A 15,193-nucleotide genomic window follows, 5' to 3' on the forward strand; every position below is an offset into this window, starting at 1 on the left:
TCGGCCTAGCGGTCGCCGCGGCTGCAATTGGGGTTCGCGGGCTTGGTCGGCCACGCGCAGACGTCGAGGTAGGTATTGGTGCTGTAGCCACCGCCGTCGAACACGCCATAGGCGCCGCCATTGGTTCCGGTATAGGTGGCGCCGCCCCCGCCCTGGCCGCCCGAGGTGACCATGGTGGTCACCGTCCAGCCCTTCTCTTCCAGCGCTGCCTTGTAGGCCGTCATCACATCGCTCGGTGACCCGTTGACCTGAAAGTAGAGGTGGATTCCGCCGTCACCGATGTTGTCCGGCCCCTTGGTCGTCTGGCTGTTCGCCGGCGTCGGCACCAGTGCGGGCAGCTTGTCGGCGGCCACCGGGGCAGCACTCGCGGATGTGCTCGAAGACGCCGTCGCACTCGCAGTCGTGGCCGCCGAACTCGCGGATGACGCTGCCGTGCTGCCGGAGTCGGAGTTGCTACAGGCGGTACCGGTCAGTGCGACCGCTGCGGCAAGGGCTGCCGCAGCAGAGAATCCACGTCTCATCAGTGCCTCCTGTGTCGGGCGAATCATGCGCACAGTAACCCACTGAGCACCCCCTTGGTTGCGACACGGTCACGGATACATACCTATCGCTGCAGCGCCGGTCGCAAACAACCCAGGGGTCCCTATCGTCACAGAGGTCAACAGACGTCACCGCGACGTCCCGCCTCCGAAAGGTGTGTCGTGTCGCCGCGCCCCCGCATTCCCTCGCTGTCGCTGGCCTCGACGCTGGTCGTCGGCCTCTGCGCAGCCACCGGTGTCGCGCCGCCTGCGGCCGCGGACCCGTGCGAGGGTGCTTCTGCGGCAGCTCAACCCGCCGCCAACCAGGCGTTTCAGATTCCACAACCCTCGGCCATAGCCCCGTTCGACCGCCCGATCGGGCACAAGCCGGTCGGCGCCAACGACCAAGCACCGCTGCCGACGCTGGGCAAGATGCTCATCAACGCGCTCATCCCCAATTCCGGACAGGTTCAGAAGCAGGCAGCAGTCGCGCCCTCACCGAAACCCGCTCCCGCCCAACCCCAACCAGCTCCCGCCGCCGCGCAGCCGGCGCCGTCGACCGCACCGCCGGGTACCTCGGTGGTCGGCTGGGTGACCGGGCCGGACAGCCCGAACCAGACCATTCAGAAGTTCGCCATCACCGGCACCGACCTCGGAATCATGTGGGACAACGGTGATCCCAGTCATCGACAGGTCCTGCTGGCGTTCGGCGACACGAACGGCTTCTGCATGATCCCCGGCAAGCAGTGGCGCTACAACACACTGATGCGCAGCACCGACGGATCGCTGGCCAACACCGTCGCGGTACCTGACGGGGCCGTCGGCAACAAGTACTCGGGGTCGCCGGTGTGGCGGCCCGGCATCGCCAAGCAGGTCATCAACAGCATCAACGGTGCGCCGCAGGAGACGGGCATCATCCCGACCTCGGGTGTGGCCGTCGGGCCGAATCAGTTCTTGAACTTCATGTCGATCAGGAGCTGGGACAACTACGGCTCGTGGACGACGAACTACTCGGCGATCGCGACATCGACCGACAATGGCGAGACCTGGGGCGTCTATCCCGGCACTGTCCGTCAGCCGTCCAACGGCAACGAGAAGTTCCAGATGGGCGCGTTCCTCAAGCCGGGCCCCGGCGATCCGTACATCTACTCGTTCGGCACCCCCAACGGGCGCAGCGGGTCGGCGTACGTGGCGCGGGTGTCCCCCGGCCTGATCCCGGATCTGACGAAGTACGAATACTGGAACTCGGACAGCAACACCTGGGTTCCGGGCAGCCCGGCAGCGGCCACCCCGGTGATCCCCGGCCCGGTCGGCGAGATGTCGGCCCAATTCAACAACTACTTGAAGCAGTACCTGGTGCTGTACTGCAACGGGAACAACGACGTGGTCATGCGGACTGCGCCGGCGCCGCAGGGGCCATGGGGGCCCGAACAGATGCTGGTGTCGTCGATGCAGATCCCCGGCGGCATCTACGCGCCGTTCCTGCATCCCTGGTCGACGGGCCGCGAGCTGTACTACAACCTCTCCCTGTGGTCGGCCTACAACGTCATGCTGATGCACACTGTGCTGCCGTAGATAGCCCTTACAGCAACCAGAGGTCCCGAAGGTGGGACACTCACCCCTATGGAGCACAGCGACCCCCGCGTCGAGGACTCCGTCCCGGCCGAGCCGCTGGATGGAACCGACGCTGAACAGGCGGCCGAGATCGTCATCGAGGCTGCCACCCGCAACGCCATGTCGGCGGCCCAGCTGGGGCGTCTGCTGGTCGACGCCGGTCGAAGCGTGAGTGACGAAGACGAGCTGGTGTCCTTGCTCCAGCGTGTCGCGTCGATCGCCCAGGAAGCCATCGAGGGCGCCGACAGCACGGGTATCACCATCGACCTGGGCGGGTTGACCTACACCGCCGTGCACACCGACGAGCGCACGCTGCGTGTCGACAGTGAGCAGTACGACGCCGGCGAGGGTCCCTGCCTGCATGCGTCGCGCACCCGCACCACCGTGCTGCTGGACTCCGGAGAGGCCATGTCGGCGTGGCCGCGCTTCTCCACCGCCGCCCATGACGAGGGCATCAACAGCTTCCTGGCGGCCCCGCTGTTCACCGACGATCAGACGCTCGGCTCCTTCAACTTGTACGGCCGGGCTTTTCACGCCTTCGACGGTCTCGACGCCGAGATCCTCGACTTGCTGACCAAAGCGGTCTCCCGGGCGATCGGTGACTTCGCCCGCTTCAAGTCCGCCCGGGACACCGCGGAGTCGATCCAGCGAGTGCTGCAGAGCCGGGCGCCGATCGAGCAGGCCAAGGGCGTGCTGATGGCCATGCACGGCATCGATTCCGATGCGGCATTCGACGTGCTGCGCAAACAGAGTCAACAGACGAACGTGCCTGTCCGGGTATTGGCTGTGCAGTTTCTGGAGCAGGTCGCCGGCAGCAACGGCAACGGCCAGCACCCCCAGAACTAGCTAAAAGGTATTGACCAACGTCCGGCGCTCGGACATCTCCCGCGACATCGTGTAGTGGTGGTAGTGCGTCGCGCACTTGACCACGCTGACGAACATGACGCCGGGATTCGGCCGGCTACGGAGCATTGTCCACATCCGGCGCCGGTAGACCTGGCGCAGGTATGCGTCGGGGACGTTCTTCATCAGCAGCAGGAACAGTCCGAATGCCCGTACGGCGTCGAAGAACTGCGCTTGCCTGCGCCGCCAGGGATGTTGGCGCAGGTATTCGTTGCGGGCCCGACCGAAGTCAAATTTCCTTGTGACATAGAGACTTTCGAGGCGATCGAAATAGAAATCGGGATCGTAGAGGTCGCGCATCAGACCGATATAGCCGTCGCGCAACTCGTCTCGACTCATGTTGAGCGGTATCACGTTGGTGCCGAAGGTCTGCTCGTCATCGAGGTCGAGGCGGCTTTCATTCTTCAGCCGCGCGTGCAGCGGTGTCTTCGGGATCGCGGCGAGCATGCCCACCATGGCGTGCATGATGTCGGTCTGACCGATGAAGTCGGCCTGTTCCTTGAAGATTCGGGTGTCGTCGTTGTCGAAGCCCACGATCATGCCGCACCAGACTTCCAGCCCGGCGTCCTGCACCTTGCGAACGCGGTCGACGATCGTGCCGCCCTTCTTCACGTTCTGATACTTTTTCGCCTCTTTCAGCGAATCCTCGTTGGGGCTTTCGATCCCGATGAACACCACCGTGACGTTGGCGGCGACCATCAACTCCATCAGCTCGTCGTCTTCGGCCAGGTTCAGCGATGCCTCGGTGAAGAACTGCAAGGGATATCCCTCGCGCTCCTGCCAGTCGTGGACATCCTGCAGCAGCACCTTCACGGCGGCCTTGTTCCCGATCAGGTTGTCGTCGACGATGAAGCCGATGGACAGGCCCGCCTTGCGCATCGCTTCCAGCTCGGCGATCACCTGCGCGCTGGTCTTGAGCCTCGGCTTCCGGCCGAAGGTGACGATGATGTCGCAGAACTCGCACTGGAACGGGCAGCCGCGGCTGAACTGGACACTGCCGAACACATAGTTCTTGGTCTTCAACAGGTCGTAACGCGGCACCGGCACGGTCGTCATGTCGGTGCGCTCGGCCTGCTCGTAGCGGTACTGCTGGCGCCCGTGCTTCCAGTCCTCGAGGAATTGCGGCCAGGTGGTCTCGGCTTCGCCGATGAAGATCGCATCGGCCAGGCCGTCGAAGTAATCCTCCTGCACGCTGACCCACGGACCGCCCACGACAACGAAAACGCCGCGGGCCTTGAGCTCGTTGATGATCTCGAGCATCCGCCGGCGTTGGACGATCATGCCGGTGAGCCCGACGATGTCGGCCTGCGCCAGCTTGTCGAAGTCGATCTCCTCGACGTTCTCGTCGACGAGGGTGACCTGATGCTCCGGCGGCGTCAGAGCGGCCAACAGCGGCAGGCAGGCGGTCGGGACGTTGCACTTCTTGCCGAGCAGCGGGAGTGCGTGTTCCAGGCCCCAGTAGGACACCTCGAAGCGCGGGTTGACGAGGACAATGTTGGCCATGGTCGTCTGCTCCGAATCGGGCTCGTAGACGGTGTCGGCGCTGCTTGCCAAGCCGGAGCCTAGCCAAGACGACCTGGCCGAACGAGCCATTCGTACATAGTCGCCGACGGGACTCGGATGCGAGTTCCTAACCAATTGACGGTAACGCTGGGTATTCGGTTCGGTCACGACCTTCTCCTCACCCCTGCTGATGTGGCGCAGACGATGGTGTGATCGTTCCCGTGGACGCGGTTGGGCTGATGATTGTGGTGGTCTTGACGACCGCCGCGCTCGCCGCGGTCTGCGGCTACGTCGCCGCGTTGCGGCGGGAAGCCAACCGACGGAGCCGCGGATATTTCGCGCTCGGTGTCATCGCCGGGTTCATGGGCCGATCGGTCGTGCGCCGGCGACTGCGGCGGCTGCCGCTGTTCGAGAACCCGCTCACGATCGCGGCGCTGCACCTTCGTCGGAGACTGAGCCGTACCGGCATCGCCCGCTAGCTGTACTCGGTTAGGACGTTGGTGTCAGTCTGCTGATCGGTGGTTGGCCTCCGATAGCTGAGTGGCGTCGTTGATTGTTGTAGTCCTCGAGCCACGGGGCAAGGGCGGCAGTGCGGGCGGCGTTGGTGGTGAATATCTGCCGGTAGGCCCATTCGGTCTGCAGTGTGCGGTTGTAGCGCTCCACCTTTCCGTTTTGCCAGGGGCAGTGCGGCTTGATGAAGACGTGTTTGGCGCCCAGGTTTGCGATGACTGCGGCGACATCGGCGGAACGCCGATAGCTCCAGTGGTTGTCGGTGATGACTCGCTCGATGGTCGAGATCCCGTGGGTTCTGAAGTACTCGGCGGCTCTGGCCAGAAACCCACCGCAGGTCGCGCCCTTTTCGTCGGGCAAGATCTCTGAGTACGCCAGCCGCGAATGGTCGTCGACAGCGGAGTGCACGTAGTCGAACCCGATGCGCGCGTTCTTACGGGCGGCGGTGTCGCCCATCTTTTTGCCGTGTGCCTTCCAGCCACCCCCGTCGGGGATGCGCCCAATCTTCTTGACGTCCATGTGAATCAGTTCGCCGGGGTGCGCCCGCTCGTAGCGCACCGCGGTTGTCTTCGATGCCCGGATTACCTCACCGGTCAGCGGGTCACAATCCCGCAGATACGGCATCTGGCGACGGCGCAAGATCGCCGACACCGTCCGGGCCGGCAGACCCAACTCGGCGGCGATCCAGTCCTGACCCCGCCTGCTGGTGCGGCGCAGCTCTATCACCGCATCTTCAACCACAGATGGTGTGCGACGTGGGCATCGACGCGGTCGTGAGGACCGATCCGACAGGCCGGCAAAGCCTTCAGCGTGGAACCGGCGAACCCATCGGTGAGCGCACTGGCGAGAAACTCCCAGTTCGGCGGCGACATGAGACACCGGACGGTGTCCCTCAACGATCCGCTCAACGAGCAGCAGACGACCATGAACGGTCAAACGGGCATTAGCGTGGGACACGAGGACCTCCGTGGACTGGTGAAGACGTCAGACATCTCCACTAAGCCCGGAGGTCCTCCCTACAGCAATAGCGATCCGTCACCAATGTCTAAGCCGAGTACAGCTAGCGGGTGGGTGTCACCAGTCGCTGGGCGCGTAGTTCTTCACAAAACAACCGTGCAGATCTTCGCCCGCCTCGCCCCGGACGATCGGGTCGTACACCCGGGCGGCGCCGTCGACGAGGTCGAGCGGCGCGTGAAATCCCTCGTCGGCCAGCCGCAGCTTGGTCGGGTGCGGCCGCTCGTCGGTGATCCAGCCGGTATCGACGGCGGTCATGAGAATGCCGTCCTGCTCCAGCATTTCACCGGCGCTGGTGCGGGTGAGCATGTTCAGAGCGGCTTTCGCCATGTTGGTGTGCGGATGCCCCGGGCCCTTGTAGGCGCGGCTGAACTGCCCCTCCATGGCCGACACGTTCACGACGTACTTCCGGCGGGCCGGTGACGACGCCAGCGCCGGGCGCAGCCGGCTCACCAAGATGAACGGCGCAGTCTGGTTGCACAGCTGAACCTCGAGAAGTTCCATCGCGTCGACTTCGTGCACGCGCTGCGTCCAGCTGTTGATCGCGGCTGTGTCGGGCAGCAGGCCACCCGCGTCGATGGCGACGCCGGCCGCAATCCGCTCAGGTGATGCGCTGCGAGCGGTGAGGGCGAGTTCTGTGACCGGAGGGCAGGAGCGAAGCGACCGGGCCGCGGATGGCGTGCTGACCGGCGGCAACATGCAGGAGCGAAGCGACCCGGGAATTGATGGAGCGTGCGGGCTCTGATGCTCGGCGAGGCTGCCGGCGAGTGCCGCGGGATGGGCGTCGCTGACCCGGTCGAAAGTGACCACGTCGACCAGTTCAGGCGCCGGGGACCGCTCCGCCTCGACCAGCGCCGCGTACGAGCCGGGGGCTCGGCGCACCGTCTGGGCGGCGTTGTTGATCAGAATGTCCAGCGGACCCTGAGCGGCCACGGTGTCCGCGAGCGCGACAACCTGAGCCGGGTCACGCAGGTCGATGCCGACGATCCGCAGGCGATCGATCCAGTCGGCGCTGTCGGGCATCGCGGCGAATCGGCGTACGGCGTCGTTGGGAAACCGGGTGGTGATGGTGGTGTGGGCTCCGTCGCGCAGTAGCCGCAACGCGATGTACATGCCGATCTTGGCTCGCCCGCCGGTGAGCAGTGCGCGCCGGCCGCGCAGGTCGGTACGGGCGTCGCGCTTGGCGCGGTTGAGTGCCGCGCACTCCGGACAGAGTTGGTGATAGAAGGCGTCGACGACGGTGTGGTGGGTCTTGCAGATGTAGCAGGCCCGAGACCGGAGCAACGTGCCCGCCGAGGCCCCCGCTGCCGTCGACACCAATGGCAAGCCGGCCGTCTCGTCGTCGATCCGGCCGGGCGCACCGGTCGCGGTAGCGGCGATGACAGCACGGTCGGCGGCCGCGACCTCATCGCGCTTGGCTTTGCGGCGGGCCTTCCTGACCGATTTGAAGATGCCCGCGGTGGCCCGGCGCACGGCTACGGCGTCGGGGTGCTCGGGCGGCAACGACTCGACGTCGGCCAACACCTGAAGGCAGGTGTTGAGCTTGTCTGGGTCGATCGCGTTCACCAGGGAAGAATACGGGGCTATTCGCGCAGGTCCTGCAACGACCGTTTACACCAGACCGGCGCCGGGCGACGGCGAGCTGGGTGCGACCGTCGTCGGGCTGGTCGTTGGTGACGGCGACGGATAGCTCGGCGCCTCCGCGGGATAACCGGGCTGCGGCCCGGGCAGGGAGGTGGCGGGGCCGGAGCCGGGCAGCGGCGCGTACATGGAGTCCGGCCCGTAGGGCGTCGTCGGGCCGTATCCGGGCGCGCTTCCGTAGCCCGGCATGTGCTGACTGATCCCGGCGAGCAGCTTGGCTGCGACGAACGACGCCGCCTGGTTGGTGTAGCCCGGGACGTAGCCCTCGGTGTGCCCGCTCCACTCATTGCCCGGACCCGCGTGACAGATCGGGTCAGCCGGATTGCACAGGTCGATGGCTTTGGCGCCGAGCAGCGCGCTCGTGGTCGGCAACGACTGGTTGGTGCGGGTCGCTACATTGCCGAAGGTCGCGACGGCGACGACGTTCTTGACGAACTCCGGCGGCAACGAACTCCCCCAGGGGATGCCGCCCACCGGAACGCCGGCCACGATGTCGATCACGCTTGCACCTTGTGAGTATCCGCCGAGGACGATCTTGGTATCCGGGCAGGACGACACCGTCGATTTGATGTGCGAGATCACGTCGTTGGCGCCGTCTCCGCCGTGCAACTGCAGCTTGGTGGCCTTGTAGTTGACCGCGTAGGTGTCGATGTTCAGGCTGGGCGCTTGCTTACGCAGTGCGTCGACGAGGGCGTCGCCGACCCGGCCCATACCGGCGGGCTCGTCGGTGCCGCGGGCAAAGACGACCTCGGCGTCCGGACAGTCGGCAGCCGACGCCAGCGGTGGCGCGACAGGACCGACGAGCAGTGCGCTCGTGACGAACAATGGCGAAGCAACCAGCCCGACCCAGCGACCGGCTGACCGGTCGCTCCCCACCGGGTGCCTACGCTTGCAGCGAATAGGCATGCTTCAATCTAACCCCTTCTCCAGACGAATGAGCTGCGAGGGTGTCGGCGTATCTTCGATTTCGAATATTGACAGCAAAGAAAAATGCTGGAGATCTGCTTCCTGACCTGCTGGGTCGTCAGGCGGACAGGCCTTCGACTACCGCCAGCGCGGTGAGGTAGCGGACCTCCTCGGTGGCGGCGCGATCACTGAGGAACTGGCCGGAGGCGCCGGCCTGGGCGGCCATCAGCGCGCGGGTGAATGCCTCCGGGGTGACGGTCATCGTCCGGCCGGTCTTGGCGATCAGCGCGACGAAGATCCCTTGCAGGCCTTCACGGAAGCGCTCGACCTGCGCGTCCAGGGCATGGGCGATCTCAGGCTGATGTGCGGCGCGAGCCACCAGGGCGGCATGCAGGGCGATGCGCGGCTGGTCGGCGACGCCCGCTTTCAGCAATTGGCGGACCACACGGTCGGTTTGGAGAACGCCCCGGGATCGCAGCAGGGGCTCGGCCGTACTCCGCAATCGCTCCACGAGCGCGTCGTTCTGGTGTTCGTAGACCTCGAAGAGCAGATCCTCCATGTCGTCGTAGCTGGAGTAGAAAGCCCCACGGGTGTAGCCGGCGGCCCGACACACCTCCTCGACGGAGAACCAAGTCCGGCCGCTGTCCCGGATGAGTTCGTCGGTGGCCTCGATCAAACGGGCCCGGGTGTTCGTGCGCCGCCGGGTTGTTCGCGCCTCTGTGACCTTCACCGCAAATCGCCCTTCAGACTCGATACATTCCGTATTGGATGCATATCGTATTGAATCATGCACACATCCAGGAGGCAACCATGAGCCGACCCACCGCGGTCCCTCCTCAGCTGGTTCTTCCCGACGGCGACGGAATCATCGTGTCGCGCGGCTTGACGTTCGACGGTGAACACAGCCCACTGTTCAGCGACGTCGACGTGGACCTTGGGCCCGGCCTGCACGCGGTCCACATGCCCGGCGGTCACAGCCAGAAAGCACTGCTGCTCACGCTGGCCGGCCGGCTCAAGCCCAGCGCGGGCACTGTGGCCGTATTCGGCGAGACCGCGCCGCGGGCGATCCGCAAGCACTGCGCGATAGCCGCCTTCGGCGACATCGACGACCTGGACGAGGCCGTCACCGTGGGAACCGTCGTGACCGAACAGCGCCGCTGGCTCGCTCCCCTGTTCCGGCGATCGAGCGGCGATGCCGACCGAGACGTACTGGCTGAGGTATTCGGGGACATCCACCGCCCGGCGCCGACCGACTACATCGGGGACCTGGGCGACCTGGAGACGTTCCTGGTGCAGATCGCCCTGGCACTGTGCTCGGACCGACCGGTTCTGGTGGTCGGCGACCTCGAACAGGTCCGTGACAACGAACGACGGGCGCAGGCGGTACAACGCCTCGGCGCCCTGGCCGCCGATCGGATGGTCGTTGTGGGCGTGACGAATTCGCTCGGCGACCAAGCACCCGAGCATGAAGTGCACATCCCGAACATCGCGGGAAAGGACTAGGAGATGGTGGGCGGACTTGCCCTCGGGTCGGAGATCAAACGCTTCGCCCGCAACCGGATGACACGGATCGCCGTCGTCGTCCTGATGCTGATGCCGCTGACCTACGGCGCGCTCTATCTGTGGGCGTACTCGGACCCGTTCGGTCATGTGAACAAAATGCCTGTGGCACTGGTCAATTCGGACCGGGGAACCACGGTGTCCGGTGAGCCGATGAACGTGGGTTCCCAGATCGCCGACAGCCTCACCAATGACGCAAGCCTGGACTGGCACCTGGTTGATGACGCCGAGGCACGCGACGGGGTCGCACACGGCAAGTACTACTTCATGCTGGAATTGCCCCCGGACTTCAGCGAGGCGATCGCCTCGCCCACCACCGGCAGTCCCCGCAAGGCGCAACTGATCGCCGAATACAACGACGCCAACAACTACATCTCATCGAGCATCGGCCGCACCGCATTGGAGCAAGTGCTCAACGCCGTGTCCACCAGGATCTCCGGGCAAGCCGTCAACCAGGTGCTGTCGGTGATCACCACCTCGGGTGCCGGGATCAAACAGGCGGCCGACGGAGCGCGTCAGCTCTCGGATGGAGCGGCCCAACTCGACACTGGCGCAGGGCAGTTGGCCTCCGGCCTCGATTCCGCCCGCAATGGATCGGCCGAGCTGACTGCCGGCTCCCGCAAGCTGTCCGACGGTATCAACACCGCCACCGATCCCCTGCTGAAGATCACCAACCTGTTGGCGCAGATCGGCACTCAGAGCGATCAAGTCAGCGGCCAGGTGCAGGACAGCTCGTCCGCGCTGACGGACGCGTCCGCCGAACTCGACACCATCACCGGGGCGCAAGACACTGCCGCCCAGTCGTTGACATCGATCATCGACAGCCTGTCGGCCAACCAGGATCCGGTGTCGGTGATCGCCACCGGAAAACTGCGTGACACCCGCGACCAACTGCTGGCCCACCAACGGACCGCGGCCATACAGGCCAAGCTCGACAAGGCACGTGCGGCTGCCAACTCGGGCGGTCCCGTCGGTTCCGCGCTGACCGATATCTCGGCCAAGGGCAAGGAACTCTCCGACAAGCTCACTCAGTTGCGTGAAGGCGCCCAGCAGGTGGCGTCGGGCAATGCACAACTCAACGCCGGGATCGTCAAACTCGACGACGGCGCCCGGCAGCTGAAATCCGGTACAGCGCAGCTGAGTTCCGGGGCGAACGAGCTGGCGACCAAGCTCTCCGAGGGCGCGCAGAAGGTTCCCGACTGGAGCCCACAGCAGAAGGACGCGATCGCCGACACGATCGGTGGCCCGGTCCAGCTGACGAGCTCACACGAGAATTCGGCGCCGAACTTCGCCACCGGCATGGCGCCGTTCTTCCTCACGCTCGCGCTGTTCTTCGGTGCCATGCTGTTGTGGATGGCGTTCCGCCCGTTGCAGAACCGGGCCATCGCCGCGGAAATCAGTCCGCTCCGGGTGACGCTGGCCAGCTATCTGCCAGCCGTCCTGATCGGCATTCCGCAGGCGGTGATTCTGTACTGCGTCGTGCATTTCGCGCTGCACGTACACGCCGAGCATCCGGTGGCGATGCTGGGCTTCATGATGCTGGCGTCGTGCGCCTTCATCGCGGTGGCGCAGGCGATCAGCGCCTTCTCGGCCCCGTATTGGGCAAGGTGTTGCTGATGACGCTGCTGATGCTGCAACTCGTCAGCGCCGGCGGACTGTATCCCGTCGAGACCACCACCAAGCCGTTCCAGGCTTTCCACCGGCTCGACCCGATGACGTACGGCGTCAATGGACTACGCCAGTTGATCCTCGGCGGCATCGACGGTCGGCTATGGCAGGCAGTGATCTTCATGGTCGCCCTGTGGTTGGGGTCGATACTGCTGACCTCACTGGCGGCCCGACGCAACCAGTTGTGGAACCTCACCCGGCTGGTGCCGAGCTTCAAGATGTAGTGCGGGTTGTCTTTGTGCCCGAACGCGCGAGATGCCCATGCGGGCAGTTCGGTTCACGTAATATCCCGCGGGGTGATGGGCAGAACCGACCCAGCCACGTTGACGATCATCAGAGTCCAGGATGCGATCAACGACGCCGACCTCAGCAGTGGCGCCGTGATGCAGATCGTGGTGGACCAAGCACGCGCCGCTACCGGTGCCCCCGGGGCCGTGATCGAACTCGCCGAAGGCGACGACATGGTCTACACGATGGCCTCCGGTTCCCTCTGCGGCACCGAAGGCCTGCGACTGGCCCGGTTCGGCAGCCTGTCGGGTGAGTCGGCACGCACAGGCAAAGCCCTGGTCTCCGACGACACCGAAACTGATGACCGTGTCGATACCGAGGCCTGTCGGCGAGTCGGAGCGCGGTCCATGATCGTGGTACCGCTGATCGCCGGCGATCGTGTCCAAGGCGTGCTCAAGGTCATTTCCGGCCAGCCGCACGCCTTCGGTGACGACACTGTGAGCCTGCTCGAGCAGTTGGCGCATTTCATCGCCCGGGCGCTCGAGCGCGCGGCACTCGTCGACGAGAAGACGCGCGAGGCCACCAGCGATTCGCTGACGGGGTTGGCCAACCGCTCGGCATTCCTGGCCGCACTGAACAGATCGATCGACTCGGCGGCGGACAGCGACAGCGTCGTGGCGGTTGTTCTGTACGTGGGTCTGGACGGTTTCACGCGGATCAATCACGCCTTCGGGCAAGCCGTTGGCGATCAGGTGCTCCAGGAGATCGGCCACCGTATCTCGATCACCTGGTGGCCGACGACCTCGCCGCCCGGATAGGCGGTGTTGAGTTCGCCGCGTTGTTGAGTTCATCGGCTCCCGCCGACTTGCCGGCCCTGCGCGAACAGCTTGTCACTGCATTGCAGAGGCCGATCGATACCGGCGCCGGGAGTGACACGGCCTTCGCCAGCTGCGGAACGGCGGTCGTTCGCGGTAGCGACCTGGCCGAGGCGGTCGTAGCGCGAGCCGACGCGTCGATGCACGCCTCCAAGCGCGTCACCGACGCCGGCTCGACAGGAATCGCATCGCGAGAACGCGTGGAGTTCGAGGAGCTCTTGTCGCGTGCAATCGCCGAGGGTCGCCTGGTCGCCTACGCCCAGCCGATCGTCGATGCCCGTACGGGAGAAGTGGTCGAGGAGGAACTGCTGGTTCGGATGATGGCAGTCGACGGCCACGCGATGGTGCCCGATGAATTCCTTCCGCAGGCACGACAGTTCGGCCTGATGCCGACCATCGATCGGTTCATGGTGGCGCGGGGTATCGAGTGCGCGAAGGCGGGCCGTCCGGTGGCGGTGAACATCTCGGTGGACTCGATCAACGACACGGCGACCAGTTCTGCGATCCTCGAGCAACTGCGACAGGCGGAAGACGCCGCCCAGCGGGTGTCCGTCGAGGTCACTGAACACGCGGCCCTGGCCTCCACCGATCTCGCCGCGCGATTCTCCGACGACATGGCGGCGCTGGGCTGCCGACTCGCGCTCGACGACTTCGGCACCGGCTTCGGCTCGCTCATCGAACTCCGCGGAATGACGTTGTCCAAGTTGAAGATCGACAAGAGCTTCGTGTCCGGGATGCTGCGCAATGTGCAAGATGAATCGATCGTCCGGGCGATCGTCGCCGTCGCCAGGGAACTGGGGTTGCTCACCGTTGCCGAAGGGGTAGAAGACGCCAAGACCCGCAATCGCCTGATCGAACTCTGTATCGATCAGCTGCAGGGGTACCTCCTCGGGCGCCCGGAGCCGGTCCTGGCGACACCTCGGTAGCGCAGTTCGCCACCCGCGACACGATCTGGCTCCTGCCGACGTGCCGTAGCGCAAAATTCGCATTGAACTGGAACTGTGCATCGTCTCGAATGAGTCTTCCGGCCTGTGGCGAACTGGCGAAACTTGGCAATGTGTGGACGCGGTCCACACCGGCGTGTCGAGACCGCAGAACTCCGCCATGTCCGTCGACGCAGCGGCATAATCTCGGCCCACGGCAACGCGGGGGTCCACAGGTGTCGAGATTGCCGCGAGATCTTCGCGTGGCCATCCGTATCGATCGTACGATCGCGGAGCCAGATGCGGTCCCCATGATCTGGACGGCAACGCGGGGGGTCCACAGGTTGTCGAGATTCGGTCCACGTTTACGCAGGTAATGGGTACGATTCCCCAGGTGAGGGGGCCACGGTGAGCGCGCCTGGCTGGTATCCCGACCCATTGGGTGGTCGGGGTGCCCGCTACTGGGACGGCAACCGGTGGGATGGCGCGATTCAGTCCGGGCCACCGACAACTCCGCAAGAATGCCCAGAGCTTGCGCCGAAGACAGAGAAGTCGCGGCGCCTGTGGCCGCTATGGGTGGGCATGGGCGTGACCGTGGCGATCGCGGTCGGCTCTGCCCTTTTCGTGTTGACGCGCCCCGCCAGGGACATTCCGAAATCCGCGCCCCCGACGCCGACGACCCAAGCGACCTCGGCCGCTGCATCTGCGACGCCGCCGACCCCCACATCTCCACCCGCCAGTGACGTAGCCCGCCGAGTAAAAACGTTGATGCAGGACCATTTCGACACCGATCCCAAGCTCCGAACGTTCGGACTGAAGATCGTCGACGTCTCCTTGGTCCACAAAGTCGGCAACGAATACCGCGGCACCGCGACCATCAGCGGACCCGGCGGGACACTGCAAACCGCTGTCGATGTCACCGCAGACGGCTCGAACATCATGTGGGAGATCGACTCCGACAAGCTGAACTTCACCCCGACATCAACGGCAGCGCCGCGAGCCGGCGCAGTCCCCGGCGCCGATGAGTTTGGATTCTTCGACGGGCCTCGATGCTCCCGCCTCGATGTGGCCGCGATAATTGTGCGGACGTCCCAATCCGAAGCAGTCGTCTGCCGAGGGGACGGCCCAAATCTATACTTCTACAAGGGATTACGGCTCTCCGATGGTGGAGAGATCACCTTGTCTGCAGTTCCTTCCGCGAATGGTTTCATAGCAACCAACCCTTCCGATGGAACCCAGTACGCCGTGACACTCAGTGGATTGACGATCACCACCGGGACCGGCGAGACATTCAGGGAACCAGCTATCGCGTCCGGACCATGACACCGGC

The 15,193-nt window shown here is 65.1% G+C and carries 13 protein-coding genes and 2 pseudogenes; 9 read left to right on the forward strand and 6 right to left on the reverse strand.

All coding sequences use genetic code 11. The annotated features are described in order from the left end of the window. Nucleotides 1-5 precede the first annotated feature (5 nt). The gene (locus D3H54_RS20770) at nucleotides 6-353 is read right to left on the reverse strand and encodes a hypothetical protein (protein ID WP_286198952.1); all 348 of its coding nucleotides are present in this window, start codon (nucleotides 351-353) and stop codon (nucleotides 6-8) included. Between the two features lie 348 nt (nucleotides 354-701). Here D3H54_RS20770 and D3H54_RS20775 point away from each other — a divergent pair, with 348 nt between their 5' ends. Both D3H54_RS20775 and D3H54_RS20780 read left to right on the forward strand, forming a co-directional pair. Further along, complete coding sequence (locus tag D3H54_RS20775) at nucleotides 702-2,093, forward strand: glycoside hydrolase family 183 protein (protein ID WP_149380760.1); 1,392 nt, start codon at nucleotides 702-704, stop codon at nucleotides 2,091-2,093. A gap of 48 nt (nucleotides 2,094-2,141) precedes the next feature. Beyond that, on the forward strand, nucleotides 2,142-2,978 hold the full coding sequence (locus tag D3H54_RS20780) for a GAF and ANTAR domain-containing protein (protein ID WP_149380762.1): 837 nt from the start codon (nucleotides 2,142-2,144) through the stop codon (nucleotides 2,976-2,978). Here the strand turns inward: D3H54_RS20780 and D3H54_RS20785 are convergent, their stop codons facing one another. Next, complete coding sequence (locus tag D3H54_RS20785) at nucleotides 2,979-4,589, reverse strand: B12-binding domain-containing radical SAM protein (RefSeq protein WP_286198953.1); 1,611 nt, start codon at nucleotides 4,587-4,589, stop codon at nucleotides 2,979-2,981. It lies immediately after the preceding gene. A 188-nt stretch (nucleotides 4,590-4,777) separates the two neighbouring features. On the opposite strand from D3H54_RS20785, the gene D3H54_RS20790 reads away from it, so the two are divergent. Then, entirely contained in the window at nucleotides 4,778-5,017 is a 240-nt protein-coding gene (locus D3H54_RS20790; protein WP_149380764.1) for a hypothetical protein, read from the forward strand. A gap of 10 nt (nucleotides 5,018-5,027) precedes the next feature. On the opposite strand, the gene D3H54_RS20795 is transcribed toward D3H54_RS20790, so the two are convergent. The 4 genes from D3H54_RS20795 to D3H54_RS20810 all read right to left on the reverse strand — a co-directional run bounded on the left by D3H54_RS20795 (nucleotide 5,028) and on the right by D3H54_RS20810 (nucleotide 9,339). Continuing rightward, a complete protein-coding gene (locus D3H54_RS20795) occupies nucleotides 5,028-6,005 on the reverse strand; it encodes an IS481 family transposase (RefSeq protein ID WP_149378470.1) in 978 nt (325 codons plus the stop codon). 117 nt (nucleotides 6,006-6,122) lie between these two features. Continuing rightward, nucleotides 6,123-7,628, reverse strand: a complete 1,506-nt coding sequence (locus D3H54_RS20800; RefSeq protein ID WP_149380766.1) for an SDR family NAD(P)-dependent oxidoreductase — start codon at nucleotides 7,626-7,628, stop codon at nucleotides 6,123-6,125. A 45-nt stretch (nucleotides 7,629-7,673) separates the two neighbouring features. Continuing rightward, the gene (locus D3H54_RS20805; protein WP_149380768.1) at nucleotides 7,674-8,609 is read right to left on the reverse strand and encodes a cutinase family protein; all 936 of its coding nucleotides are present in this window, start codon (nucleotides 8,607-8,609) and stop codon (nucleotides 7,674-7,676) included. A 118-nt stretch (nucleotides 8,610-8,727) separates the two neighbouring features. Further along, nucleotides 8,728-9,339, reverse strand: a complete 612-nt coding sequence (locus D3H54_RS20810; protein WP_168214929.1) for a TetR/AcrR family transcriptional regulator — start codon at nucleotides 9,337-9,339, stop codon at nucleotides 8,728-8,730. A gap of 80 nt (nucleotides 9,340-9,419) precedes the next feature. Here D3H54_RS20810 and D3H54_RS20815 point away from each other — a divergent pair, with 80 nt between their 5' ends. From D3H54_RS20815 to D3H54_RS20835, 6 genes and pseudogenes are all read left to right on the forward strand, one after another. Then, nucleotides 9,420-10,112, forward strand: a complete 693-nt coding sequence (locus tag D3H54_RS20815) for a hypothetical protein (RefSeq protein WP_149380773.1) — start codon at nucleotides 9,420-9,422, stop codon at nucleotides 10,110-10,112. 3 nt (nucleotides 10,113-10,115) lie between these two features. Next, nucleotides 10,116-12,061: pseudogene (locus tag D3H54_RS20820) on the forward strand (YhgE/Pip family protein). A 75-nt stretch (nucleotides 12,062-12,136) separates the two neighbouring features. Then, nucleotides 12,137-12,883: a GAF domain-containing protein gene (locus D3H54_RS20825; protein ID WP_149380775.1), complete on the forward strand. Its 747-nt coding sequence runs from the start codon at nucleotides 12,137-12,139 to the stop codon at nucleotides 12,881-12,883. Next, nucleotides 12,856-13,866, forward strand: coding sequence for a GGDEF domain-containing phosphodiesterase (locus D3H54_RS20830; protein ID WP_149380777.1), 1,011 nt, complete (start codon nucleotides 12,856-12,858; stop codon nucleotides 13,864-13,866). Before D3H54_RS20825 ends, D3H54_RS20830 begins: the two co-directional genes overlap by 28 nt. A gap of 405 nt (nucleotides 13,867-14,271) precedes the next feature. Next, nucleotides 14,272-14,367: pseudogene (locus D3H54_RS32215) on the forward strand (DUF2510 domain-containing protein); the annotation flags it as partial. A gap of 78 nt (nucleotides 14,368-14,445) precedes the next feature. Next, nucleotides 14,446-15,186, forward strand: a complete 741-nt coding sequence (locus D3H54_RS20835) for a hypothetical protein (RefSeq protein WP_286198954.1) — start codon at nucleotides 14,446-14,448, stop codon at nucleotides 15,184-15,186. Nucleotides 15,187-15,193: the final 7 nt, after the last annotated feature.

Origin of the sequence: Mycobacterium sp. ELW1 (assembly GCF_008329905.1) — a bacterium.
GTDB lineage: Bacteria > Actinomycetota > Actinomycetes > Mycobacteriales > Mycobacteriaceae > Mycobacterium.

Coding starts and splice junctions, on each gene's coding strand:
- D3H54_RS20805 (WP_149380768.1), bottom strand. CDS start 8,609: ATGCCTATTCGCTGCAAGCGTAGGCACCCGGTGGGGAGCGACCGGTCA.
- D3H54_RS20815 (WP_149380773.1), top strand. CDS start 9,420: ATGAGCCGACCCACCGCGGTCCCTCCTCAGCTGGTTCTTCCCGACGGC.
- D3H54_RS20835 (WP_286198954.1), top strand. CDS start 14,446: ATGGGCGTGACCGTGGCGATCGCGGTCGGCTCTGCCCTTTTCGTGTTG.
- D3H54_RS20780 (WP_149380762.1), top strand. CDS start 2,142: ATGGAGCACAGCGACCCCCGCGTCGAGGACTCCGTCCCGGCCGAGCCG.
- D3H54_RS20825 (WP_149380775.1), top strand. CDS start 12,137: ATGGGCAGAACCGACCCAGCCACGTTGACGATCATCAGAGTCCAGGAT.
- D3H54_RS20790 (WP_149380764.1), top strand. CDS start 4,778: ATGATTGTGGTGGTCTTGACGACCGCCGCGCTCGCCGCGGTCTGCGGC.